The 23,900-nt window shown below is 74.3% G+C and carries 18 protein-coding genes; 4 read left to right on the top strand and 14 right to left on the bottom strand.

What is annotated here, in order from left to right; genetic code table 11:
• Positions 1-10 precede the first annotated feature (10 nt).
• The 13 genes from V5D56_RS12035 to V5D56_RS11975 all read right to left on the bottom strand — a co-directional run bounded on the left by V5D56_RS12035 (position 11) and on the right by V5D56_RS11975 (position 18,683).
• On the bottom strand, positions 11-436 hold the full coding sequence (locus V5D56_RS12035) for a hypothetical protein (RefSeq protein WP_435735572.1): 426 nt from the start codon (positions 434-436) through the stop codon (positions 11-13).
• 153 nt (positions 437-589) lie between these two features.
• Positions 590-4,162, bottom strand: coding sequence for a chromosome segregation protein SMC (gene smc / locus V5D56_RS12030; RefSeq protein WP_435735571.1), 3,573 nt, complete (start codon positions 4,160-4,162; stop codon positions 590-592).
• A gap of 392 nt (positions 4,163-4,554) precedes the next feature.
• The gene (ndk, locus tag V5D56_RS12025; RefSeq protein ID WP_435735570.1) at positions 4,555-5,007 is read right to left on the bottom strand and encodes a nucleoside-diphosphate kinase; all 453 of its coding nucleotides are present in this window, start codon (positions 5,005-5,007) and stop codon (positions 4,555-4,557) included.
• Between the two features lie 51 nt (positions 5,008-5,058).
• Positions 5,059-5,559, bottom strand: a complete 501-nt coding sequence (locus V5D56_RS12020; RefSeq protein ID WP_435735569.1) for a DUF4233 domain-containing protein — start codon at positions 5,557-5,559, stop codon at positions 5,059-5,061.
• Positions 5,560-5,563: 4 nt separating this feature from the next.
• Complete coding sequence (locus V5D56_RS12015; RefSeq protein WP_435735568.1) at positions 5,564-7,312, bottom strand: MDR family MFS transporter; 1,749 nt, start codon at positions 7,310-7,312, stop codon at positions 5,564-5,566.
• Positions 7,313-7,465: 153 nt separating this feature from the next.
• Positions 7,466-8,095 (bottom strand): TetR/AcrR family transcriptional regulator, encoded by a 630-nt coding sequence (locus V5D56_RS12010; protein WP_435735567.1) that lies wholly within the window; start codon positions 8,093-8,095, stop codon positions 7,466-7,468.
• Between the two features lie 67 nt (positions 8,096-8,162).
• Positions 8,163-8,906: a dihydroxyacetone kinase phosphoryl donor subunit DhaM gene (dhaM, locus tag V5D56_RS12005; protein WP_435735566.1), complete on the bottom strand. Its 744-nt coding sequence runs from the start codon at positions 8,904-8,906 to the stop codon at positions 8,163-8,165.
• Between the two features lie 2 nt (positions 8,907-8,908).
• Positions 8,909-9,556, bottom strand: a complete 648-nt coding sequence (gene dhaL, locus V5D56_RS12000; RefSeq protein WP_435735565.1) for a dihydroxyacetone kinase subunit DhaL — start codon at positions 9,554-9,556, stop codon at positions 8,909-8,911.
• A 94-nt stretch (positions 9,557-9,650) separates the two neighbouring features.
• Positions 9,651-10,646 carry a dihydroxyacetone kinase subunit DhaK gene (gene dhaK / locus V5D56_RS11995; RefSeq protein WP_435735564.1) on the bottom strand — a complete coding sequence of 332 codons (996 nt, stop codon included), beginning with the start codon at positions 10,644-10,646 and terminating at the stop codon, positions 9,651-9,653.
• Between the two features lie 97 nt (positions 10,647-10,743).
• On the bottom strand, positions 10,744-12,162 hold the full coding sequence (locus V5D56_RS11990; RefSeq protein ID WP_435735563.1) for a bifunctional folylpolyglutamate synthase/dihydrofolate synthase: 1,419 nt from the start codon (positions 12,160-12,162) through the stop codon (positions 10,744-10,746).
• The gene (ileS, locus tag V5D56_RS11985; protein ID WP_435735562.1) at positions 12,159-15,665 is read right to left on the bottom strand and encodes an isoleucine--tRNA ligase; all 3,507 of its coding nucleotides are present in this window, start codon (positions 15,663-15,665) and stop codon (positions 12,159-12,161) included. Before ileS ends, V5D56_RS11990 begins: the two co-directional genes overlap by 4 nt.
• 714 nt (positions 15,666-16,379) lie before the next feature.
• Positions 16,380-17,987, bottom strand: a complete 1,608-nt coding sequence (locus V5D56_RS11980) for a molybdopterin-dependent oxidoreductase (protein ID WP_435735561.1) — start codon at positions 17,985-17,987, stop codon at positions 16,380-16,382.
• Between the two features lie 18 nt (positions 17,988-18,005).
• Positions 18,006-18,683, bottom strand: a complete 678-nt coding sequence (locus V5D56_RS11975; RefSeq protein WP_435735560.1) for a winged helix-turn-helix transcriptional regulator — start codon at positions 18,681-18,683, stop codon at positions 18,006-18,008.
• 189 nt (positions 18,684-18,872) lie between these two features.
• Here V5D56_RS11975 and V5D56_RS11970 point away from each other — a divergent pair, with 189 nt between their 5' ends.
• Positions 18,873-19,691 carry a class I SAM-dependent methyltransferase gene (locus V5D56_RS11970; RefSeq protein ID WP_435735559.1) on the top strand — a complete coding sequence of 273 codons (819 nt, stop codon included), beginning with the start codon at positions 18,873-18,875 and terminating at the stop codon, positions 19,689-19,691.
• An 11-nt stretch (positions 19,692-19,702) separates the two neighbouring features.
• On the opposite strand, the gene V5D56_RS11965 is transcribed toward V5D56_RS11970, so the two are convergent.
• On the bottom strand, positions 19,703-20,539 hold the full coding sequence (locus tag V5D56_RS11965; RefSeq protein ID WP_435735558.1) for an SDR family oxidoreductase: 837 nt from the start codon (positions 20,537-20,539) through the stop codon (positions 19,703-19,705).
• 244 nt (positions 20,540-20,783) lie between these two features.
• Between V5D56_RS11965 and V5D56_RS11960 the strand changes: the two genes are divergently transcribed.
• From V5D56_RS11960 to V5D56_RS11950, 3 genes are read left to right on the top strand one after another with little or no spacing between them, the layout of a single operon-like run.
• Entirely contained in the window at positions 20,784-21,869 is a 1,086-nt protein-coding gene (locus V5D56_RS11960; protein WP_435735557.1) for a putative F420-0 ABC transporter substrate-binding protein, read from the top strand.
• Between the two features lie 5 nt (positions 21,870-21,874).
• On the top strand, positions 21,875-22,948 hold the full coding sequence (locus V5D56_RS11955) for a putative F420-0 ABC transporter permease subunit (protein WP_435739015.1): 1,074 nt from the start codon (positions 21,875-21,877) through the stop codon (positions 22,946-22,948).
• Positions 22,945-23,898, top strand: a complete 954-nt coding sequence (locus tag V5D56_RS11950; RefSeq protein ID WP_435735556.1) for a putative F420-0 ABC transporter ATP-binding protein — start codon at positions 22,945-22,947, stop codon at positions 23,896-23,898. Before V5D56_RS11955 ends, V5D56_RS11950 begins: the two co-directional genes overlap by 4 nt.
• The last annotated feature ends 2 nt before the right edge of the window (positions 23,899-23,900 follow it).

Genomic DNA, 23,900 nt, shown 5'->3' with positions numbered 1-23,900 from the left:
GGGCAGTCTCTCAGACGGTCGTCGCGCCGTCGTCCGAGCCGTCGACCGGCGCGGACGCGCCGTGCTGCGTCGCGGCCCGCGAGCGCTCGGCGTGCACGTGCAGCGGGCGGGTCGCCCGCTCGCGGGCACGGTGCAGCACCTCGGTCAGCTCCTCGGCATCGACGTAGGCCCTCGAGGAGACCTCGGTCGCGGTGAAGAACTCGTCCATCGTCGAGTCGACCGGCTTGGGCAGGCGGACCGTGCCGACGTGGCGCGCCTCCTGCGGGGCGCGCGGGCCGCGCCTCGGGCGCATCCCGGCACGGAAGTTCCGCCAGAACCCCCCGAGACCCTGGTCGTCGGTCGCCGCCGACTCCGTCCGGGCGACGACGCTCGCGAAGAGGAACACGACAGCGGCAGCGCCGAGCGCGATCCCGAGCCACACGAACATCCACACCATGCGTCCAAGTATCCGGTGGGAGGAGGCGATCGCTCACCGGCGCGCGGAAGGTCCGGCAATCAGCACCACATCTTCACAAGCCGCGGAATTGCAACGATTTCTCGGTGATTGTCCGGTCCGTGCGCACGCTGGTGGTTCGTCCGGGACGAGGAGTCACGCGGGCTGCGGCTCCTTCGCCTCGCGCAGGCGCTGGCTGATGACGGTCGTGACGCCGTCGCCGCGCATCGTCACGCCGTAGAGCGCGTCCGCGATCTCCATGGTGCGCTTCTGGTGCGTGACCACGATGAGCTGGGAGTCCTCCTGGAGCTCGCGGAAGATCTCGAGGAGCCGACCCAGGTTCACGTCGTCGAGCGCGGCCTCGACCTCGTCCATGACGTAGAACGGCGACGGCCGCGCCTTGAAGATCGCGACGAGCAGCGCGACCGCCGTGAGCGAGCGCTCGCCCCCGGACAGCAGCGAGAGGCGCTTGACCTTCTTGCCCGCCGGTCGCGCCTCGACCTCGATCCCCGTCGTGAGCAGGTCGTCCGGGTCGGTGAGGACGAGCCGCCCCTCGCCGCCCGGGAACATGCGCGCGAAGACGCGCTCGAACTGCTCGGCCGTGTCCCGGTAGGCGTCGGCGAAGACCCGCTCGACGCGCTCGTCGATCTCGCGGACGATCTCGAGCAGGTCGGCGCGCGACTTCTTGAGGTCGGCGAGCTGGTCCGCGAGGAACTTGTGCCGCTCCTCGAGCGCTGCGAACTCCTCGAGAGCGAGCGGGTTCACCTTGCCGAGCCGGCCGAGGTCGCGCTCGGCGGCCTTCAGCCGCTTCTCCTGGGCGGCGCGGTCGTAGGGCACGGTGCTCGGCTCGTCGTCCGCGTCGGCGCCCGCTCCCGTGACCGGGACCGGGCGGTGCGGGCCGAACTCGTCCACGAGCACCTCCGGGTCGAGGCCGAGCTCGTCGACGCTGCGCGCCTGGAGCTGCTCGATGCGCAGCTGCTGCTGGGCGCGCGCGACCTCGTCACGGTGCGCGACGTCGGTCAGCTCGCGCAGTCGCGTCGCGAGCTCGTCGACCGCGCCGCGCGCCGCGGTCACGGCGGCGTCGTGCTCGGCCCGCGCGGCCTCGGCGGCGCTGCGCTCGTCGCCTGCCCGGGAGAGCGAGCGCTCGAGGGCCACCAGGGTGCGCGCGGCACCGTCGCGGACCGTCGCGGCCCTGCCTGCCTGGCGGACGCGCACCTCCTCCCGCCGTGCCGCGCGCTCCCGTGCGTCGCGCTCGGCAGCGGCTGCCCGGGCCAGCGCCTGCGCACGGCCCGCGACGGCACGCGCGCGCTCCTCGCTCGTGCGCAGCGCGAGCCGCGACTCCGTCTCACGGCCCCGCGCTGCCGCCGCTCCGGCCACGAGCCGGTCGCGCTCCTCGCTCGCGTCGGTCAGCGCGTCCTCCGACTGCTCCGGCGCGTCCTGGGCGACGTCGAGCCGCTCGACGAGCTCGGCGAGCGCCGTCCGCGCCTCGTCCAGCCCGTCCGACGCACGGGCGAGCGTCGTCCGTGCTCTCTCCGCCTCGGCAGCGGCCGACCGGGCCGCTGCGCCGAGGTGACCGAGCTGCTCGGCGACCGCCGCGAGCTGGGCGTCCGACTCGTTGAGCCGTTCGAGGGTCTCGTCGTAGCGGCCGCGCGCCGCGACCTCCGCCTCACGAGCGGCGACCAGCGCGAACCGGGCACGTTCGGCGCGCGCCGTCGCGTCGGAGTGGGCCACCCGCGCCTCGTCGAGCGCGGACTGCAGGTGCAGGACGCTCGGCGCCGACGCGCTGCCGCCCCAGGCGCGCCCGGACGCGAGCAGGTCACCCGCGCGCGTCACGGCGACGAGGTCCGGCCGCGCCCCGAGGAGCGCGCGCGCCTGCGCGAGGTCGTCGACGACGGCGACGGCGTCGAGCAGCGCGGTCACGACCCGTCCGACCCCGCCGGTCGCGGTGACGACCTCTGCGGCCCACCGGGCGCCGTCGGGCAGGGTCCCCGTCCGTCGCCCCGCGTCGGCACTGCCGTCGTCTCCCGCGACCACCAGTCCGGCACGTCCCGCGTCCTCGGTCCGCAGGTAGCGCAGCGCGTCGACGGCCGCGTCGACGGACTCGACCGTGACCGCGTCGGCCGCGGGCCCGAGCGCGGCCGCGATCGCGTCCTCGTAGCCCGCCTCGATGCCGAGCATCGCCGCGAGGGAGCCGACGACGCCCACGTGGTCGGCCGCGAGCAGGGCCCCGGCGCCGTCCTTGCGGTCGAGGCTCAGCTCGAGCGCCTCGATGCGCGCGCTCCACGTGGCGCGCTCCTGCTCGGCGCGGCTCGCCTGCTCCTGCAGCGCGACGACCTCGCCCGCCGCACGCTCGACCTCGTCCGCCGCGGCCTCGTGCTCGGCGTCGAGCCCCTCCTCACCCTCCTCGACCCCTACGACCTGGGTCTCGAGCACCGCGAACTCGGTGCTCGCCTGGGCACCTCGGCGCTCGGCCTCGGCGAGGGACTCGCGCAGGCGACCGATCTCCGCCTCGGCGGACTCGACGCGGGTGCGCTGCGCGGCCACCTGGCCCGCGAGGCGCGCCAGGCCCTCGCGCCGGTCGGCCGCGCCGCGCAGGAGCGTCGCGACGGCGCGCTCCGCCTCCCCCGCGGCCGCCTCCGCCTCCTCGCGCTCCGCGACGGCCACGGCGAGGGCCTCTCGGGCGCGGGAGACCTCCTCCTCGAGCTCGACCTCGGTGACCCGCACCCGCTCCGCCTGCCGCTCGAGGTCGTCGGGGTCCTGACCGCGCTGCGCGGGCTCCGGTCGCCCGAGGAGACGCAGCCGCTCCTCCGCGAGCGTCTGCGTGCCCCGCAGGCGTTCGCGCAGCGACGACAGCCGGTACCAGACGTCGGTCGCCGCGCCGAGCGCCGGGGCCGCGGCGGCGGCCTCGCGCTCGTGGGCCGCGAGGCGGTCCCGGGCGGCGGCGAGCTCGCGCTCGACCTCGGCCTGCCGGGCCCGCAGCGCGGCCTCGTCCGCGATCTCCTGCTCGAGGGCCGCCGTGAGCTGGGCGAGGTCGTCGGCGAGGAGGCGGGCCCGCGCGTCGCGCACGTCGGCCTGGATGGTCGCGGCCTTGCGGGCGATCTCGGCCTGCCGTCCCAGCGGGCCGAGCTGGCGCCGCACCTCGGAGGTGAGGTCGGCGAGCCGCGTGAGGTTGGCCTGCATCGCGTCGAGCTTGCGCAGCGCCTTCTCCTTGCGCTTGCGGTGCTTGAGGACGCCGGCAGCCTCCTCGACGAACCCGCGCCGGTCCTCCGGCGTCGCGCGCAGCACCGCGTCGAGCTGCCCCTGCCCCACGATGACGTGCATCTCGCGCCCGAGGCCCGAGTCGGAGAGCAGGTCCTGGATGTCGAGCAGGCGGCACGGTGACCCGTTGATCGCGTACTCGGAGCCGCCGCTGCGGAACAGCGTGCGGGAGATCGTCACCTCGGTGTAGTCGATCGGCAGCGCACCGTCGGTGTTGTCGATCGTCAGCGCGACCTCGGCACGCCCGAGCGGCGGCCTGCCGGTCGTCCCGGCGAAGATGACGTCCTCCATCTTCCCGCCGCGCAGCGTCTTCGCTCCCTGCTCCCCCATCACCCAGGCGAGCGCGTCGACGACGTTCGACTTCCCCGACCCGTTCGGCCCGACGACGCACGTCACGCCGGGCTCGAAGCTCAGCGTCGTCGCCGAGGCGAACGACTTGAAGCCCCGGAGCGTCAGCGTCTTGAGGTGCACGGCCCGAGCCTAGACCGGCCTCCCCACGATCCCGCGCATCTGCGCGGCCGCGAGCGGCAGGCAAGGCCGACGTCGTCGACCCAGGAGAGTCCCGGCGTCGAACCCCGGGTTGTGCGGCAGAGGGACCGGTTCATGCCACACAACCCGGGGTTCGGCGAGGAGGTGCGCTGCGGCTCGACCGCCAGACGAGCATGGTTTGCCGGTCCGGACGAGCCGACGCCGGAGCGGGGGTGGGGGTGGGGGTGGGGTGGGGTGGGCCGTCGCGGGTCGTGGCGGGTCTGGCGGGAGCCCGCGAGGGACGAGCGGGCGGATGGTAGACCCGCGACGGCCCGCCCCTCCCCCGCGAAGGTGTCGGCGGGCGCTGCCCTGAGCGCCCGCCGACGACCCGGTCCTCAGCCCAGCTCGGGGAACCAGAGCGCGATCTCGCGCGCGGCGGACTCGGGCGAGTCGGACCCGTGCACGAGGTTCTGCTGGACCTTCAGGCCCCAGTCGCGGCCCAGGTCGCCGCGGATCGTGCCGGGCGCGGCCTCGGTGGGGTTCGTGGCGCCGGCGAGGGAGCGGAAACCGGGGATGACGCCCTGGCCCTCGGCGACGACCGCGAGGATCGGGCCCGACAGCATGAAGTCGACGAGCGGCTGGTAGAACGGCTTGCCCTCGTGCTCGGCGTAGTGCGCGGCGAGCAGCTCCGGGGTGGCGTCGAGCAGGCGGACGGCCGCGAGCGTGTAGCCCTTGGCCTCGATGCGGCGAAGGATCTCGCCGGACAGGCCGCGGCGGACGCCGTCGGGCTTGACGAGGACGAGGGTGCGTTCGATCGTTTCGGTCACGGCGGGTGCGACGTCGGTCATGGCGGCGAGCCTACCGGGGACGACGGACCGTCCCCGAACCGTCCGGACGGCTCAGCCGGCGTTCGGCGCCGTCTCGGGGTGCTCGGCGTCGTACGCGGCGCGCTCGCGGTCGATGCGGCCGCCCAGCCGGAGCGAGACGATCCACAGCGCGACGAAGATGCCGCCCACGACGAACATCATCGGGACGACGAGCCCGAACCCGAGGACCGGGACCTGGACGACGGTGCCGCCGACGTACCCACCGGGTGTGCCGACCATGCGCGACAGGACGACCAGCACGACGAAGAGCACGCCACCGACGATCCAGATGGACGCGGGGGTGGGCAGCTCGAGGGGCCCGCGCGAGTAGGGGATGTCGCGCAGGCCGTAGGCGACCAGGGTCGCGAAGACGACGACGAACGCCTCGAGCAGGAGCGTCGTCGACGCGAACTGCTCCTTCGCGGACTTCTTGGGCTTGATGCGGTCGCCCGGGGACGGGCGCACCGGCCCCGCCGCGCGGCCGTGGCGGGACGGCTGCGGGGCGGGGACCGGCGACGACGGGGTGGAGCTCACCCGGTCAGGATACCGGCGCGTCGTCGCGCGGACGGTCGGCCGACGGGGCCTCCGACCCTGCGCGGCCTGCCGCCACGTCGGCGGCCGGCTCGCTGCCGACGACGACCACGGCGGCCTCGTCGTGCTCGTCGTCGACGACCGGGCGCGCCTGCCCCGGGTCGGCGACGGCCTCGCCGCGCGCGACCATCCCCGCGACGTCGGACAGGCGGACATCCTTGAGGAACAGCGCGAGGACGAACCCGACGAGGACGAGCGGCACGAGGTACCAGAAGGCCGGCGCGAGCGCGTCGGTGAAGGCGTCGACGACGCCGGTGTGCACGGGCTCGGGGAGCGACTGCACCACCTCCGGCGTGAGGGACGAACCCTCCGCGCCTGCCGGCACGCTGCCCGCGGGCAGGCCGGCGAAGACGCCCTCGAGGTTGTCGGCGAGGCGCGACGTGAAGATGGTCGAGAACAGCGCGGTGCCCACGGCGGCGCCGATCTCGCGGAAGAAGTTGTTGGCGCTCGTCGCCGTGCCGAGCTCGTGCGGGTCGACGGAGTTCTGGACCGCGAGGACGATCGTCTGCATGACGAGGCCCATGCCGGCCCCCATGACGAAGATCATCGCGCCGAAGAGCACCATCGACATGTCGCCGGTGATCCGGGTGAGCCACATCATCCCGAGCGCGGTGATCGCGAGGCCCGCGATGGGGAACATCCGGTAGCGACCCGTCTTGGTGATCGCGATACCCGAGCCGATGGCCGTGAGCATGACGCCGACCATCATCGGCAGCATGAGGAACCCGGACTCGGTCACGCCCGCCCCGGTCGACATCTGCAGGAACGTCGGGAGGAAGGCGAGCGCGGAGAACATCCCCATGCCCAGCACCAGGCCGATGAGCGTCGCGATGGTGAACGTCGAGTTCTTGAACAGGTGCAGCGGGAGCAGCGGCTCCTCGGCGCGGTTCTCGACCACGATGAACGCGGCGATCGAGACGACGACGGCCGCCACGAGCCCCAGCAGCCACGGGTCGGACCAGTCGTAGCCGCGCGACGTGGTGAGCGACTCCCAGCTCGTGACGAGGACGATGCCCGACGTCGCGACGACCATGAAGAAGATGCCCGCGACGTCGATCTTGCGCCCGGAGCGGTGCGACGGGAGCTTGAGCGCGACCCACCCGACGATGAACGCCGCGATACCGATCGGGACGTTGATCCAGAACGCCCAGCGCCAGCCGGGACTCTCGGTGAACCAGCCGCCGAGGAGCGGGCCGATCACCGCGGCGATGCCGAACAGGGCGCCCATCGGGCCCATGTACTTGCCGCGGTCCTTGGCGGGCACGATGTCGGCGATGATCGCCTGGGAGAGGATCATGAGCCCGCCGCCGCCGAGGCCCTGCACGCCGCGCCACGCGACGAGCTCGGGGAACGACTGCGCGAACCCTGCCCCCGCGGAGGCGACGGTGAACAGGCCGATCGCGACGAGGAACGGCCAGCGCCGGCCCCAGAGGTCGCCGAACTTGCCGTAGAGCGGCATGACGATCGCGATCGCGAGGATGTAGGCGGTGATGACCCAGCCCTGGTGCTCCACGCCGTGGAGCTCCCCGACGATCGTGGGCATCGCGGTGCCGACGATGGACTGGTCGAGCGAGGACAGGAACATCGACGCCATGAGGGCGCCGAAGATCACCCACACGGTGCGGGGGGTGAGCACGACGAGCGGCTTGCCGCCGTCCGTCGGGGCCGCGGGCGAGGCGGTCTGAGGGCTGGCCATGGGAGATCCACTTCGGTCGGGACGGGCGGCACGCGCCGGCGGGCGCGCGGGCCCGTCGTCGGGGGGATGGTGCGGTCGGCCGGCGCGCTGCCGGTCGTCGGTCGTGGTGACCGCGCGGTGCGCGGTCGGTCGTGCGCGGTCGGTCGTGCGCGGTCAGTCGTGGGGCGGCGGGGCGAGGAGCGAGCGGAGCTGGTCCACGACGTCGTCCAGGTGGTCGACGGGGCTGCCCTCCCCACCGCTCTTCTGCCACTCCAGCGCGCTCACGCGCAGCAGCGTCATGACGACGAGCGCGAGCAGCTCCGGGTCGGGTGCGTACGGCAGGGCGAGACGGCGCGCGCTGAAGAGCTCGACCATCTCGGCCCGGTGCTCCTCGACCCAGGCGACGTGCCGCACGAGGAGCCGCGGCTCGCGCGTGACGAGCTCGAGCGTGCAGTGCATCCGTTCGGGCGTGACGACCTGGTGTTCCAGCACGTCCGCCACGAGCACGGCCAGGTCGTCGAGCAGCAGGCCTGTCGGTCCCCCCGCGACGAACGCGGCAGCGACCTCCGGCCGGATCTCGAACGGCTCGAGGCCCAGCACGGCGTCGTCCTTCGAGGGGAAGTAATTGAAGAACGTGCGGGGCGAGACCCCGACGGCGTCGCAGATGTCCTCGACCGTGACGGCGTCGAGGCCACGCTCCAGGACGAGGCGCTGGGCCGCCCCGACGAACTCGTCGTGCCGACGCTGCTTCTTGCGGGCGCGGAGCCCGCCCGAGGTCTCGAGGGTCGACGAGGTCGTGGTCACCCCGAGATTATTGCAGCCGACGCAATTTTGCAGCAACTGCACTCTCGGGTGACGTGCCTCACAGGGTTCAGACCTCGCCGAACCCGCCCTCGACCGCCCCGACGACGGCGTCCAGCGCCTCGCGCGCCTGCGGTCCGTCGGCGGTCACCGCGAGCTCCTGCCCACCCGTGGCACCGAGCTTCATGAGCTCGAGCACGCTCGCGCCGTTCACGCCCTCGATCGTCACCGAGGCGTCGTAGCCGGCGATCAGGCGTGCCAGGACGGCCGCAGGACGAGCGTGCAGGCCCAGCGGGTTGCGCAGGGTCACGCGGGCCACGGCCGCAGCGGCCGGCACCTCGTCGGCGCGCGGGGCCGCGTCGTCCGCCCCCGCCCGCGAGGCGTCGTCGACGACGGGGGCGAAGGTGCTCCCGGCGTGCTCCGCCGCGGCGAGGACCGCCGCGACGTCCCCTCCCCCGTGCGCCGTCACGGCCGCGGCCACCGCGCCCTCGACGAACGGGGCGTCGGCGAGCGCGACGCGGCCGTCCAGCCCGTCCTCGACGTCGAGCACCGACTCCACGGTCATCACGGCGGACCCGAGGTCCGCGAGGACCACCACGCCGTCCGCGACCGCGAGCGCCTCCGACACCGCGCCGGAGACGCGGTCGTAGCTCGTCCCGAGCCCGCCGTCGTCCGTCCCGCCGGCGGCGAGCAGCAGGACGCCGGGGGCCATCTGGGCGGCGAGCTCGACCGCGCCCTGGGCCAGCCGCTGGGAGTGGGAGACGAGGACGAGGGCGACGCGGGCGCGCGTGAGCGCCGGACCACCGCCCGCCATGCTCAGGCCGCCCCGCGGACGTCCGCGGCCGCGTCCCGCGCGGCCTCGAGCAGGATCGCCGTCGACGTCGCACCCGGGTCCTGGTGGTCCGCGCTGCGCTCACCGAGGTAGCTCGCGCGACCCTTCGTGGCCACGAGCGGCACGGTCGCCTCGGCACCGGCCCGCGCGGCGCGCGCCGCGGCGTCGAGAACCTCGACGGTCGTCGCCCCGTCGTGCGCCGCCGCCTCGGCGGCGTCCACCGCGGGCTGCCACGCGTCCACCATGGTCTTCTCCCCCACGACGGCCTTGCCGCGCGCGGTGATGCCCTCCAGTGCGCCCTCGAGCAGGGCGACCACGCCCTGGGCGTCGAGCTCCGCGAGGCCCGTGACCTTGGCCGCGCGCAGGTAGGCCGTGCCGTAGAGCGGGCCCGACGCGCCGCCGACCGACGACATGAGCGTGGTCGCGACGAGCTTGAGGACGTCCCCGATCTGCTCGGGAGTCTGTGTCACGTCGAGCTTGGCCACCACCGCGCGGTAGCCGCGGTCGAGGTTCTCCCCGTGGTCGCCGTCCCCGATCTGCCGGTCCAGCTCCGTCAGCTCGTCCTTCGACGCCGCGATCCGCTCGGCGCTCAGCCGAGCCCAACGGTCCGCCCAGGCCACGTCCAGCGTCATGCCCCACCTCTCCTTGCCGCAGAACCGGCGGTACCGCCGGCTCCGGAGACCGTACGCGTCGCGAGCGGGCGCCCGACGAGCGGCGCCCGGACCGTCACCAGTGCAGCGCAGGCGTGCGGACGGGAGCGTCCCACAGCGTGGTGAGCTCGTCGTCCAGGCGCAGCACGGTCACCGACGCCCCCTGCATCTCCAGCGACGTGACGTAGTTGCCCACGAGCGACCGCGTGACGCGCACGCCGCGCTCCTCGAGCAGTCTCCTCGCCCGACCATAGACGACGTACAGCTCGGACAGCGGCGTACCGCCCATTCCGTTAACGAACAGCAACACGTCGTCGCCGCCCGCGAGCCCGAGGTCGTCGGAGACCGGGTCGAGCAGCATGCGCGTCACCTCGTCCGCCGGAGCGAGGGGGACGCGGTGGCGACCCGGCTCCCCGTGGATGCCGATGCCGATCTCCACCTCGTCGTCGCCGAGGTCGAAGCTCGGGCGCCCGACGTGGGGCACCGTGCAGGCCGTCAGCGCGACGCCCATCGAGCGGACGTTCGCGACGACGCGGCCGGCGATCTCGGTGACGGCACCCAGGTCGTCGCCCCGCTCGGCCGCGGCGCCCGCGATCTTCTCGACGCACACCGTCCCCGCGACCCCGCGACGACCTGCCGTGTACAGCGAGTCCTCGACCGCGACGTCGTCGTTGACGAGGATGCTCGTGACCTGCGTGCCCTCGGCCTCGACGAGCTCGACCGCGGTCTCGAAGTTCAGGACGTCGCCCGTGTAGTTCTTGACGATGACGAGCACGCCGGCGCCCGAGTCCGCCGCGAGGACCGCGGGCACGATCTGGTCCGGGGTCGGCGAGGTGAACACCGCACCGGGGACCGCGGCGTCGAGCATGCCCGCTCCCACGAAGCCCGCGTGCAGCGGCTCGTGGCCCGACCCGCCGCCCGAGACGAGCCCGACCTTGCCGTCCACCGCACCACCCGCGCGCGTGACGTACGGCGGGGACAGGTGGACCTCGACGAGGTCGGCGTGCGCCAGACCGAAGCCCGCGAGGGACTCCGTCACCGCGTCCTGGGGGTCGTTGAGCAGCTTCTTCACGGTGGTTCCTCCGTCGTCGGTCGGCGGCCGTGCCGGGCCTGCCCCGCCCGACGGCGCTGGGACCATCAAACACCCGGGCGACAGGCCGCGCGCGGGGTCAGCCGCGCCCGAGCAGGATCCGCGCGTCCGCGACCGTGACGACGGATCCCGTCACGAGGACGCCGGTCCCCGTGCCGACGCCGACGGGGTCGGCGGCTTCCGCGAGGTCGACGGCGATCTGGAGCGCCTCGTCGAGCCGCTCCGTGCTGCGCACCCGGTCCTCGCCGAAGACCTCCGCGGCGAGCTCGGCGAGGTCCGTGACGTCCGCCGACCGGTCGGAGCTGTTCCGGGTGATGACGACCTCCGCCAGGACGGGCTCGAGCGCGGAGAGCAGCGACTCGGCGTCCTTGTCCCCCATGATCCCGACGACGCCGACGAGGTGCCGGAAGTCGAACGCCTCGTCGAGCGCGGCGACGAGCGCCTCGGCCCCCGCGGCGTTGTGCGCTGCGTCGACCAGGACGGCCGGGCTCGACCGCACGACCTCGAGGCGGCCCGGCGAGGAGACGTCGGCGAACGCCGTCTCGACGAGCGCGCCGTCGAGCGACCGTCCGCCCATCAGGGTCTCCACGGCGGTCAGGCCCAGCAGCGCGTTGTGCGCCTGGTGCGCCCCGTGCAGCGGGAGGAAGATCTCGGTGTACAGCGCAACCGGCGTCCGCAGGTCGAGGAGCTGGCCCCCGACGGCGACGTGACGCTGCGCGACCTCGAGGTCGACGCCCTCGCGCAGGACCCGCGCTCCGACCGCGCGCGCGCGGTCGAGCACCACCTCGAGCACCTCGGGCTCCTGCTCCGCGACGACCACGGTGGCACCGTCCTTGACGATGCCCGCCTTGTTGCCCGCGATCTCCTCGAGCGTGCTGCCGAGCCACCGCTCGTGGTCGTGAGCGACGGGCGTGATGACCGCGACGTCGCCGTCGACGACGTTCGTCGAGTCCCACGTCCCGCCGAGGCCGACCTCGACCACCGCGACGTCGACGGGCGCGTCGGCGAAAGCGGCGAGCGCCATGACCGTGAGCACCTCGAAGAAGCTCAGGCGGGGGCCGCCCGCCTCCTGAGACTCGCGGTCCACGACGCCGACGTACGGGGCGACGTCCTCCCACACCTCCACGAACCGGCGCGCGGAGAGCGGCTCCCCGTCGACCTGGATGCGCTCGGTGACGCTCGTCAGGTGCGGGCTCGTGAAGAGCCCGGTGCGCAGCCCGTGCTCACGGACGAGGCGCTCGACGACGCGCGCCGTCGAGCTCTTGCCGTTCGTGCCCGTGACGTGCACGGCGCGGTACGCGCGGTGCGGGTCGCCGAGCAGCTCGAGGACGCGCCGCACGCGGTCGAGCGTCGGGTCGATGTCGTGCTCGGGCGCGCGCGCCATGATGTGGCCGTAGACCTCGCGCAGCGACTCCTGCGCGGCGGCGTCCTCGGCCTTCTCCCGTGCCGTCGCCCCGGACCTCTTGCCGGTCGGCCGCCTGTCGTCCCTCGTGCTCACGCCGTCACCCCGTCCGTCTCGCTCGTCCCGTGGTCTCCGGCCTTCTCCACGCGCACCGCGCGCTGGTCCGTCGGCGACGTGTCGACCACGACCTCCACGGCGAGCGTCTCGCGCGCCACGAGGTCGCGGTGCTCGGTGACCGCGGCGACCCACTGCGCGGGCACGTCGAGCGACAGGCGGATCCGGTCGGCGACGTCGAGGCCCGCGGCCTTGCGCGCGTCCTGGACGTCCCGCACCACGTCACGCGCGTAGCCCTCGGCGAGCAGCGCGTCGTCGAGCACGAGGTCGAGCACCACGAACCCGCCGCCCGGCAGCACCGCCGCTGCCACGGTGGGGCCGCCGTCGGGGCCGTCGCCCGCCTCGCGCGCCGCGACGACGGTGGTCAGCTCGTACTCGGCCGCGAGCAGCGCGACGTCGCCGTCGTCGGTCGTCACGACGACCTCGCCCGCGTCGTCCACGCGCCACGCGCCCGCCTTCGACGCCTTGATGACGGCCTGGACGCCGCGGCCCAGGCGCGGGCCCGCGGCGCGCGCGTTGACCGCGAGGCGCTGCGTGACGCCGAACCGCTCGGCGGCGCCCGAGTCCGTGGGCTCGAGGTCGACGGCCTTGACGTTGAGCTCGCGCGCGAGCAGGTCGGTGTACGGCGCGAGCGCGTCCGGGTCGTCGACGACGACCGTCAGTCGCGCGAGCGGCTGCCGCACGCGCAGCTGGTGCGCCTTGCGCAGGCCGAGCGCGGCCGACGCGACGGCGCGCACCTCGTCCATCGCGGCGACGAGCGCGTCGTCGGCGACGAGGCCTGCCTCGGGGACGTGCCGGACGGCCACGGCGTGGCGCCCCTCGCTGCCCTCGTGCCGCTCGCCGACCTCCTGCGTGGTCGTCGGCCAGTCGGTGAGGTGCACCGAGCGCCCGCCCGTCAGCCCGCGCCAGACCTCCTCCGTGAGCAGCGGCGCGAGCGGCGCCATGACGCGCGTGAGCGTCTCGAGCGCGGTGTACAGCGTGTCGAACGCGTCGGCGTCCTCGGCCCAGAACCGGTCGCGCTGCGTCCGCACGTACCAGTTGGTGAGCACGTCGAGGTGCTCGCGCACGGTCTCGCACGCCCCCGCGATGTCGTACGCGTCGAGCTGTTCCGTCACGCGCACGACGAGGTCGTGCGTGCGCGCGAGCAGGTACCGGTCGAGCGCCGGCATCCCGGCCACGCGCTCGGGCGCGACTCGCTGCGCGACGTACCCGGTCGACGTGCCCAGGTCGTCGGACCCCCGCCGCTCCCCCCGCGCCTGCGCCTTGGAGGTGTTCGCGTAGAGGGTGAAGAAGTAGTACGTGCTCCACAGCGGCAGGAGCACCTGGCGCACGGAGTCGCGGATCCCGTCCTCGGTGACCACGAGGTTCCCGCCGCGCAGGATCGGCGAGCTCATGAGGAACCAGCGCATCGCGTCGGAGCCGTCGCGGTCGAAGACCTCGTTGACGTCCGGGTAGTTGCGCAGCGACTTGCTCATCTTGCGGCCGTCGGAGCCGAGCACGATGCCGTGCGACACGGCCGAGCGGAAGGCCGGGCGGTCGAAGAGCGCGGTCGCGAGGACGTGCAGCGTGTAGAACCAGCCTCGGGTCTGGCCGATGTACTCGACGATGAAGTCGCCCGGGTTGTGGTCCTCGAACCAGCCGGCGTTCTCGAACGGGTAGTGGACCTGGGCGTACGGCATCGAGCCCGAGTCGAACCACACGTCGAGCACGTCCTCGACGCGGCGCATCGTGGACCGCCCCGTGGGGTCGTCGGGGTTGGGTCGCGTGAGGCGGTCGACGAACGGGCGGTGCAGGTCCGGCCGGCCGTGCTCGTCGCGCGGGAGCGTGCCGAAGTCGCGCTCGATCTCCCCGAAGGACCCGTAGACGTCGACGCGCGGGTACTGCGGGTCGTCCGACTTCCACACCGGCACCGGGCTGCCCCAGAAGCGGTTGCGCGTGATCGACCAGTCGCGCGCGTTCTCGAGCCACTTCCCGAACTGGCCGTGCTGGATGTGCTCCGGCGTCCACGCGATCTGCTCGTTGAGCTCGACCATGCGGTCCTTGAACGTCGACACCGCGACGAACCAGGAGGAGACGCCCATGTAGATGAGCGGCTGCCGGCAGCGCCAGCAGTGCGGGTAGGAGTGCGCGTACGACTCGCGGCGCAGCAGCACCGTGCCCGGGCTCGTCGCGCCGAGGGCGACGTCGGGCACCTCCTCGCTGTCGCGACCGAACTTCAGCCGGGCGGCGTCGTGCCGCGTGCGGCCCTTGAGGTGGTCGATGATCAGCGCGTTCGCGTCGAACACCTGCAGGCTCTCGTAGTCGACCACGGGGAAGGTGAACTTCCCGTCGGGCCCCACCGGCAGCACCGGCTCGATGCCCTCGCGGTCCGAGACGACCTTGTCGTCCTCGCCGAACGCGCCGGCGCCGTGCACGAGGCCCGTGCCGTCCGTCGTCGTGACGAAGTCAGCCTCGACGACGCGGTGCGCGTTCGCGTGGCCGGCGTAGTAGGAGAACGGCGGGGTGTACGAGCGGCCGAGGAGGTCGGAGCCCTTGAGCCGCTCGACCACCTGGGTCGTGACGTCTCCCTCGGTACCGTCCGCGCCCGGGTCGGTGAGCTCGCGCGCGTACGCCTGCAGGCGCGCCTCGGCGAGCACGTAGCGCTCCTTCACGCCGGTCGCCGACGACTCGACGACGACGTAGTCGACGTCCGGGCCGACCATGACGACGAGGTTGGACGGGAGCGTCCACGGCGTCGTCGTCCAGACGAGCGCGAGCTCGCCCGTCACGAGGCGCAGGCCGACGGTGACGGCCGGGTCCTGGCGGACCTGGTACACGTCGTCGTCCATGCGCAGCTCGTGGTTGGACAGCGGCGTCTGGTCGTTCCAGCAGTACGGCAGGACGCGGAAGCCCTCGTACACGAGGCCCTTGTCGTGCAGGGACTTGAACGCCCACATGACCGACTCCATGAAGCGCGGGTCGAGCGTCTTGTAGTCGTTCTCGAAGTCCACCCAGCGCGCCTGGCGCGTCACGTAGTCGCGCCACTCGCCGGTGTACTTGAGCACCGACGCGCGGCACGCGTCGTTGAACCGCTCGATCCCCAGCTCGAGGATCTCCTCCTTGGTCTTGATCCCCAGCTGGTCCATCGCCTCGAGCTCGGCCGGCAGGCCGTGCGTGTCCCACCCGAAGCGCCGCTCGACGTGCTTGCCGCGCATGGTCTGGTAGCGCGGCACGACGTCCTTCGCGTACCCCGTGAGCAGGTGGCCGTAGTGGGGCAAGCCGTTCGCGAACGGCGGGCCGTCGTAGAAGACGAACTCGTTGCTGCCGTTCTCCCCGGCGGGGTTGCGCTCGACCGAGGCGCGGAACGTGTCGTCCGCGTCCCAGTACGCGAGCACCTCGCGCTCGATCGCCGGGAGGTCCGGCGACGCGGGGATGCCGAACGACGCGCCGGCGTGGGTCTCGACGGTCCCCTCAGGGGCGGGCGAACGGTGCAGCGGGTAGGCCATGGTCTCGAGGCTCCGATGAGTGGTGGTCCGGGTCGTGCTCTCCTGCGAGGACGACGTCCCTGCCCCGAGGGGAGGGTGCCGCGGTACCACCTCGCTTGCCGGCGCGTGCGCCGACCGCTCGTCGAAGGCTGTGACGGGCCTGCCCCGTCCGGTTCTACTGAGGACCGCTCTCCGCCGCGTGCGCGACGGCGCGGGTCCCGTTCTTCCGGAGGCTCACCGGTGATGGCCGGGTCGATGCCTGTGCGTCCATGGTAGCGGGGCCGCGCAACCCGGCTCGCCGCTCGGTCGGCGCGGCGGCCCGGGCACGGCGGCGGGCGCTGTACGCGTCGATGTCGCGCGCGACGAGCCACTCGACCGTGAGTGGCGGGTTCGCGGCCGTGGGCTGGCGGGTCGCTGCGGTCGTGCCGGGGAGGTACATGGTCGTCTCGCGTCCTTCGGTGACGGGCGTCAGGGATGCAGACCGGTTCCCTGCGTGCGAGTCATCGATGACCCGCCCGAGGAACCGGCGACCGTCGCGGCCCTGCGCTCCGTGCCCGACGAGGTCGTCGGGCTACCGGGAGGGAGGGACGGGAGGCTGCTCGCGGACACCTGGTCGGCTGCGCGTGGCGCCGCGAGCCGTCAACAACAGGACGAGGCGAGGGCGACCTGCGGGCGCGCGACGACGAGCGGGCTGCTCGTGGGTCGCGCGGTGGAGGTCACGCGGACATGCTGCCATCAGCCGACGCGGACGTCCACCTCGTGCCAGCCGCTCGCGCCGTCGGGCGCCGGGGGCGCGACGTCGGACGTCTGCACCTCGCCGTCCGCGGCGGTCGCGCGCACGGTGAGTCGGTGGTCGCCGGCGTCGGCGTCCCACGCGAACGACCACTGCCGCCACGTGTCGGGACCGACGGTCTCGGCGAGCGTCGCCGCCTCCCAGGGGCCGTCGTCGACCCGCACCTCGACGGACTCGATCCCGGTGTGCTGCGCCCACGCGACGCCCGCGACGGTGACCTCACCCGTGTCGACCGACGTGCTCGCGCGCGGCGTGTCGATGCGCGAGGCGAGCTTGATCGGGCCGCGCTCGCTCCACCCGCGGGTCGACCAGTAGGCGACGTCGTCGGCGAACGTGGTGACCTTCAGCTCCGTCACCCACTTGGTCGCGGAGACGTACCCGTACAGGCCCGGGACCACCAGCCGTGCCGGGAACCCGTGCTCCGCGGGCAGCGGCTCCCCGTTCATCCCTACCGCGAGGAGGCACTCGCGCCCCTCGTCCTGGAGGACGTCGAGCGGCGTGCTCGCGGTCCAGCCGTCGGCGCTCGTGGACAGGACCATGTCGGCGCCGTCCTGCACGCCCGCGCGGGCGAGGAGCTCGCGGACCGGGTAGCCGAGCCACAGCGCGTTGCCCACGAGGTCGCCGCCGACGGAGTTCGAGACGCACGTGAGCGTCAGGTGGTGCTCGACGAGCGGGAGCGCGAGGATCTGGTCGAGCGTGATCTCGAACGGCTCGTCGACGAGGCCGGAGACGCGCAGGGTCCAGGAGTCCGGGTCGACCTGGGGCACGCGCAGCGCCGTGTCGATGCGGTAGAAGTCGTCGTTCGGCGTGACGTACGGGGCGAGTCCCGGGACGGCGAGGTCGGCCCCGGCGGGGACGGCGGGAGCCGGGACCGACGGCGCGGGCAGCCGCAGCGCCTCGCGTGCCGCGGTCACGGCGCGCGAGCCGGCCGAGACGGCGCGCGACGTCGCGAGCGCGACCACGCCCGCGGCCGCCGCGAGTCCGGTGACCAGGAGGAACCGACGCCGGTCGACGCCCGGTCTCCTGGCTCCCCCGGCCACGGTCGGACCCGAGGTGGGCGCGACATCGCCGGCGAGCGCCGCTCCGTCCGCACGCGCGACCTCGGCGGGTACGCGCAGCGTGCCGACCTCGGCGCGCAGCAGCAGGATCGCGACGGCGACCCCGACGAGCGTGGGCAGCGCCCACGCGAGGCTCGCGCCGGGCCGGCTCGCGGCGACGACGGCACCGACCGCTCCGACCGCGCCCAGCAGCACCGAGCCCGCGGGCGGCCGCCGCAGCTCGAGCCACCCCGCGAGCGCCGCGCCCGCGGCGAGCACGACGCCCATCGTCGCGAGCAGGACCGCCTTGTCCGCGGTGCCGAACGTCGCGATCGCCCACTCCTTGAGCGGCGCCGGCACGACGTCGACGACGCCCGCCCCGGCCGCGAACAGCGGGCTCGACCCGGGCGCGACGACGGCGGCCACCAGCTCCGCCACGGCGAACCCGACGGCCGCCGCGACGACGCCCGCGAGCGCCGCGAGCACGGAGGGATGCCGCCGGGATGCCGTCATACCCCCAGCCTGGCACGTCTACGCGGCGGGTCGGGGCACGCGGGCGAGGTCCGACTGCCCGAGCCACGCGGGCAGGCTGCGGCGTGCGGCGACCGGCCCGTCGAGCACGACGTCTCCGCTGCGCAGCGCCCGCTCCCACGTGGTGTCGCCCCGCCACACGTGCGTGAGGACGCGCAGACCCGAGCGGACGACGACCGCCGGGTCGAGACCGGGGTCGACGTCGCACAGGTCCGCGTCGCCGTCGCGCACGACGAGCCACCAGCGGGCGACGCGCGCCTCGACGTCGTCCAGGCGGAACTCGACGGCCGTGGGCTCGCGCGGCCACGTCGCCACCGGCACGGTGCGACGCACGTCCCAGAACAGCAGGTGCGGGTCGAGGTCCTCCTCGCCGAGCTCGCTGATCCACCGCGCGCCCCACGCGCCGAGCGACTCGACGACGGGGCGCAGCTCCTCGCCGGCGAGCGTGAGCCGGTACGCCGAGCGACCGGCGATCTCGGAGCGCCGGACCACGCCGGCGCGCTCGAGCGTGCGCAGCCGTTTGGCGAGGAGGGCGGGCGACATCTTGGGGTTGCCGCGCCGCAGCTCGTTGAAGTGCGTGCTCCCGGCGAGGAGCTCTCGCACGACGAGCAGGGTCCACCGCTCGTCGAGCACCTCCATGGCCTTGGCCACCGGGCAGAACTGGCCGTACGTCGCCATCGCCGTCTCCTCGTCCGTTCCTCGTCCGCCCCTCCAGGAGACACCCGGGGACGGGACCGCACCAGGCCCTCGTCGAGAGTCCCGGGTGGTACAGATCCAGCACTGGATGCCCCGCAGGAGGGAGCGCGACGCTGGTCGGACGTGACCCACCACGGTCCGCCACCGCGGACGGAACATCAGGAGACACGCATGACCGACACCGTCGTCCTCTCGGACCTCAAGACCAGGCACCGCGCGATGTGGGCGTCCGGGGACTACCCCGCGGTCGCGGCGGAGGTGGTGCACGCCCTCGGCGAGGACCTCGTCGACGCGTGCAGCGTGCACGCGGGCCAGCGCGTGCTCGACGTCGCGGCGGGCACGGGGAACGCGGCGATCGCCGCGGCGGCTCGCGGCGCGGACGTCGTCGCGACCGACCTCACGCCCGAGCTGCTCGACGCCGGACGGCTGGTCGCCGCGGGGCGCGGCGTCGACCTCGCGTGGCAGCAGGCGGACGCCGAGGACCTGCCCTTCGCGGACGCGGCGTTCGACGTCGCCCTCTCCGCCATCGGCGTGATGTTCGCGCCGCACCACCAGGCGGCCGCGGACGAGATCGTGCGCGTGACGCGCCCGGGCGGGACGATCGGCCTCGCGAGCTGGACGCCCGACGGGTTCATCGGGCAGATGTTCGCGACGATGAAGCCCTTCGCGCCCGCGCCGCCGCCCGGGGCCCAGCCGCCGCCCCGGTGGGGCGACGAGGCCCACGTGCGCTCGCTCCTGGGCGACCGCGTGACCGACGTCCGGGCCGAGGTGCGGACCCTGCCCGTCACGCTGTTCGCGGACGGCGAGGAGTTCCGCGCGTACTTCGCCTCCCGGTACGGGCCCACCATCGCCGTGCGCCGGAGCCTCGAGGGAGACCCGGACCGCCTGGCCGCGCTCGACGCGGCGCTGCGCGACCTCGGCGCGCGGCACCTCGACGCCGACGGGGCCATGGACTGGGAGTACCTGCTCCTGGTGGCGACGCGGGCCTGACCGCCCGGCGGTCAGGTGTCCCGGCGCGCGTCCGCGCGTGCCGGGACGCCCTTCGGCTCGAGCGGGGCGCGCCACAGCGAGTACGTCGACGCCTGCGCGACCGGCCGCAGGATCAGCGAGTCGATGTTCACGTGGTGCGGCCGCGTGACGGCGAACGTCACGACGTCGGCGACGTCGTCGGCGGTGAGGGGGTCCTCGACGCCCGCGTACACGGCGTCGGCCCCCGACTGGTCGCCGTGGTAGCGGTTGAGGGAGAACTCGGGCGTGTGCACGAGGCCGGGAGCGATCTCGATGACACGGATCGGCTCGCCCACGAGCTCGAGCCGCAGCGTCTTCGCCACGCCGAGCAGCGCGTGCTTCGACGCGACGTAGCCGGAACCGCCGACGTACGTGTCGTGGCCGGCGGTCGACGTCATGAGGACGATGTCGCCGCGCCGCGACGCGCGCAGGTGCGGCAGGAAGGCCTTCGTCACGCGGATCGTGCCGAGCACGTTCGTCTCGTACATGTCGCGCCACTCGTCGATCTTCGCCTCGTCGACGTGGTCGACGCCGAGCCCGAACCCCGCGATGTTCAGCAGCGCGTGCACCGGACCGCGGGCGGACGCCTCCGCGACGAGGCGAGCGACGTCGTCGTCCGACGTCACGTCCCCGACGACGGGGTGCGCTCCCGTCCGCTCCGCGACGTCGGCGAGGCGGTCCGCGCGCCGCGCGAACGCGACGACGTCCCAGCCGCGCGCCCGCAGGTGGCGCACGCACGCCTCCCCGATGCCCGACGACGCGCCGGTCACCACGGCGCGCAGGGGCGAGGTCGGCGGGACGTCGGCAGGCGGGTGCACGGGCTCGGTCACGACGGACACTCTGCCACGCGGGTCCGGACGAGAGAGCACGTGTCCGGCCCGCGCAGGTCACGTGCTGTGTAGGGTGGACGGTGGACCGCGAGCCGCTGATCTGGCTCGCCGGAGCGACCCCGTCCTGGGTCGCGGGTCCGCAGGACGCGAGATGGCGCGTCGAGCACCGTACCGAGCCGGCACCGGCGTCCCCTGGGACAGTCGTGGTGCGGCTCGGGCCCGCCTCGTCCCCGGAGAAGCATCCGTGCCGTCACGCCACCCCTCGTCCCCCGTCCTCCGTCCCCGCCGCGGTCGTCGCGGTGCCGCTGCCGCGTCGTCCCTGGGCGCCGCCGGGCTCGCCGTCCTGCTGGCGGCATGCTCGTCGGGGACCACCAGCGGGGGCGACCCGACCGCGGAGGGCGACGCCGCGCCGTCGGGCACCACCGACGGCACGACGGCGACGAGCTACCCGCTCACCGTCGACGACTGCGGGTTCGAGGTGACGTTCGACGCGGCGCCCGAGCGTGTCGTCACGATCAAGTCGAGCACCACGGAGATGCTGCTCGCGCTCGGCCTGGGCGACCGCATCGTCGCGTCGGCGTTCCTCGACGGACCGGTCCCCGACTCGCTCGCCGACGCCGCGGCGCAGGTGCCCGCCGTCGCCGAGCCGCTGTCCGACCAGGTGCCCGGCGCCGAGGCGGTCCTCGGGCTCGAACCCGACCTCGTGTACGCGGGCTGGGAGTCGAACCTCACCGCCGACGGCGCGGGCGACCGCGACACGCTCGCGCAGCTCGGCGTCGCGACGTACGTCTCCCCCGCCGCGTGCAAGGCGCCCGCGTACATGCCCGACCCGCTGACGTTCGACGACGTCTTCGCCGAGATCACCGAGGTCGGCGAGATCTTCGACGCCCAGGGCGCGGCCGCGGACCTCGTCGCGGAGCAGCGCGCGACCCTCGACGGCGTCACGCCCGACGACCGCGGGCTGACCGCGCTCTGGTACTCGTCGGGCGACGACATCCCGTACGTCGGCGCGGGTATCGGCGCACCGCAGATGATCATGGACGCCGTCGGCCTGGAGAACGTCGCCGCCGACGTCGAGGACACGTGGACGTCGTACGCCTGGGAGGAGGCCATCTCGGCCGACCCGGACGTCCTCGTGCTCGTCGACGCCGCGTGGAACACGGCGGAGGCGAAGATCGAGCGCCTCGAGTCGAACGCCGCGACGGCCGAGATGACCGCGGTCCGCGAGGGCCGCTACCTGACCGTCCCGTTCCCGGCGACGGAGGCGGGCGTCCGCAATGTCGACGCCGTCGTGGACCTCGCCGCACAGCTGGAGGCGCTCGACCTGTGACGACGCTGCGCACCCGGCCCGACGCCGCCCCCGCGCCTCGCGCGGTCGGGCGGACGTCCGCGCGTCGTGGCGCCGCGTGGTGGGTGCCGGGCAGCGCCGCGCTCCTCGTCGTCACCGTGCTCGTCGCGGTGACGATCGGCCCGGCCGACCTCGCCGTGGGCGACGTGTGGCGGTCGGTCGCGTCCCACCTCGGGCTGGGCGGGCTCCTCGGTCTGGAGCCGCTCGGCGCGCTCCAGGACGGCATGGTGTGGGAGCTGCGCCTGCCGCGCGTGCTCACCGCAGCGGCCGTCGGCGCAGGGCTCGCGGTGTGCGGTGTCGTCATGCAGTCGCTCACGCGCAACCCGCTCGCGGACCCGTACCTGCTCGGGCTGTCGTCGGGCGCGTCCCTCGGGGCCGTGCTGGTGCTCGTCGTGGGCTGGACGGTGCTCCTTCCCGTCGCCGCGTTCGGCGGGGCGGTCGTCGCGCTCGTCGCGACGCTCGCGCTCGCGGGCGCCGTCGGCACCCTCACCCCGAGCCGCACGGTCCTCGCCGGGCTCGCCGTGAGCCAGCTCGCCGCCGCGGCGACGAGCTTCGTCATCTTCTGGTCCGCGACCGGCGACTCCTACCGCGAGATCCTCTCGTGGCTCATGGGCTCCGTCGCGGGCGCGACGTGGACCTCGGTCGCCGTCGCCGGGATCGCGACGCTCGTGCTCGGGACGCTCCTCGCGTCGACCGGGTCGGTCCTCGACGCGTTCACGTTCGGCGACACCGCGGCGTCGGCCCTCGGGGTGGACGTCCAGCGCGTGCGGTGGGTCCTGCTCGTCGGGGTCGCGCTGCTCACCGGGGCGCTCGTCTCGCAGTCGGGCTCGATCGGCTTCGTCGGCCTGATCCTGCCGCATGCCGTCCGCCTCCTCACCGGGGCCCGGCACCGGCTGCTCCTGCCCCTCTCCGCCCTGTTCGGCGCGTCGTTCCTCGTGTGGGCCGACACGCTCGCGCGCACGGTCTTCGCGCCGCGCGAGCTGCCCGTCGGCATCGTCACGGCCGCGATCGGCGCGCCCGTGTTCGCACTGCTCCTGTGGCGCGGGAGGAGGACGGCATGACGCAGACCCGCACGACAGTGCCCGGCCAGCCGTCCCCGCCCTCGGCGCCGGCGCCCCCGCGGTCCGCGCCGAGAGACGGCGAGGCGGTCGACAGGCTGGTCGACGAGCCCGGTGGCGGGGATGTCGGCCGGCACGTGGACGGCCTCGACGCGGACCGGGTGTCGTGGTCCGTCGACGGGCGCCTGATCCTCGACGGCGTCGACGCGACCGCGCCGTCGGGCGCGGTGAGCGGCCTGCTCGGGCCGAACGGCTCCGGCAAGTCGACGCTCCTGCGCGTGCTCGCGGGGGTCCAGGCTCCGTCGGCACCGGGCACCGGGCGGGCGCCCACCCAGGTCCGGTTCGAGGGCGACGACCTCCTGGAGCTCTCGCGGCGCCGTCGGGCACGGGTGCTCGCGCTCGTCGAGCAGGACGCGACGACCGAGCTGCCGCTGACCGTGCTCGACGCGGTCCTGCTCGGGCGCATCCCCCACCGCTCGCTGCTCGCGGGCGACTCCGCGCACGACCGCGAGGTCGCGCGCAGCGCGCTCGCGACGGTCGGGATGGACGGGTTCGCCGACCGCGAGGTCGCGACGCTGTCCGGCGGCGAGCGCCAGCGCGTCCACATGGCCCGCGCGCTCGCGCAGGAACCGGCGCTGATCCTGCTCGACGAGCCGACCAACCACCTCGACATCGCGGCCCAGCTCGACGCCATGCGCGTGCTGCGACGCCTCGCCGACGACGGCGTCACGGTGCTCGCAGCGCTCCACGACCTCACGCTCGCAGCGCAGACGTGCGACCACGTGGTGCTGCTGTCCGCCGGTCGCGTCGTCGCCGCCGGGGACGTCCACGACGTGCTCGTGCCCGACGTGCTCGAACCGGTCTACGGAGTGCGGTGCGACGTGCTCGTGCACCCCCGCACGGGACGTCCGGTCCTCACGTTCTCGCCGCGGGACCGACCCGAGGGGTCGTGACC

Source organism: Cellulosimicrobium sp. PMB13, assembly GCF_051294865.1.
Classification (GTDB): Bacteria; Actinomycetota; Actinomycetes; order Actinomycetales; family Cellulomonadaceae; genus Cellulosimicrobium.
The sequence above is the reverse complement of the archived record's forward strand: the minus strand, read 5'-3'. Positions and strand labels throughout refer to the sequence as shown.